Below are 396 nucleotides of genomic sequence, written 5' to 3'. Positions count from 1 at the left end.
CACCACCAGCGGACGGTGGTTGGGCAGCATCACCCCGCCGGTGCCGACGCGGATGGTGCGGGTCGCCCCGGCGACCGCCGCCGCCAGCACGGTCGGCGCCGAACCGGCCACCCCGGGCACGCCGTGGTGCTCGGCCACCCAGAACCGGTGGTACCCGAGCCGCTCCGCCTCCCGCGCGAGATCCACCGTGTCCCGCAGGGCCTCGGGGGCGGTGTGCCCTTCGCGCACCCGTGAGCGGTCGAGGACGGAGAAGCGGGTCGCGGCGATCACGGAACTCATACCGGGTTCAACACCCGGGGGCCGCCAGGATTCCTGCGCGCGCTGTCTAGGGTGTGGGGGTGACCCGCCGCACCGAGCCCACCGACCGCACCCGGCGTCCGCTGGCCGTGTTCGATC

At 75.0% G+C, this 396-nt stretch carries 1 protein-coding gene; it reads right to left on the bottom strand.

What is annotated here, in order from left to right:
* The coding region (locus tag LPA54_RS41245; RefSeq protein ID WP_228985512.1) for an LLM class flavin-dependent oxidoreductase at positions 1–279 on the bottom strand (279 nt) is incomplete at its 3' end.
* Positions 280–396 lie beyond the last annotated feature (117 nt).

Origin of the sequence: Streptomyces sp. DH12 (genome assembly GCF_020873895.1) — a bacterium.
In the GTDB taxonomy this organism is placed as follows: domain Bacteria; phylum Actinomycetota; class Actinomycetes; order Streptomycetales; family Streptomycetaceae; genus Streptomyces.
The sequence above is the reverse complement of the archived record's forward strand: the minus strand, read 5'-3'. Positions and strand labels throughout refer to the sequence as shown.